The 599-nt window shown below is 40.7% G+C and carries 1 protein-coding gene; it reads right to left on the bottom strand.

The annotated features are described in order from the left end of the window. The coding region (locus tag ACFIM6_RS10145) for an autotransporter outer membrane beta-barrel domain-containing protein (protein WP_375612700.1) at nt 1-599 on the bottom strand (599 nt) is incomplete at both ends.

Consider the following 599-nt stretch of genomic DNA (forward strand, 5'->3'; position numbering starts at 1 on the left):
TCATCAAAGAGGCTTTGTGCAACATCGGCTGTACCGTGGCTTGACTCTGGTCCATAGGCCGTTAGCGTATATTTATAAGGCAAACGATTTCTTGTGGTATAGCCATTTACGAGTTTGAAAGAGTCTTCTTGTGCTTTTCCAGATACTTGAATGAGCGAGAGGCCACCTATATTGGAAGGATCAGCAGCATTGACTACACTACTTTCATCTCCTGAATCGCTTTTGATATAAACTGTTGTGGAGCCTGAGACATCACCGTGGATCAAAAGTCTATCGGTTTTTTGATCGGCACTTGCTACCCCATCACTCCAGGCAATGTTGAAGTAAATCTTTGCATTACCAGAGGCGTTGTAGACTGTTTGCGTATCTGGTTTACCAGATCCTATATGCAATGTGTGATAATGATCTTCTGTTGGTCCATTAAAGATAATAGAGCTGTTATCGAGATTAAGCGTGGAAATATCAGAACGAGATCTTTGAGCAATATCAAGCAGATTGCCATCAGCATCTTTTTCTTTTGTACTGGTCTTTAGTGTCCATGTTGTCTTGTTTTTTAGATCAAAATGTACATTTCTGTCTTTAGCAATATTCGCTCTGCC

The sequence above is a fragment of the Bartonella sp. AA9NXGY genome (assembly GCF_042196845.1).
Taxonomy (GTDB): domain Bacteria; phylum Pseudomonadota; class Alphaproteobacteria; order Rhizobiales; family Rhizobiaceae; genus Bartonella.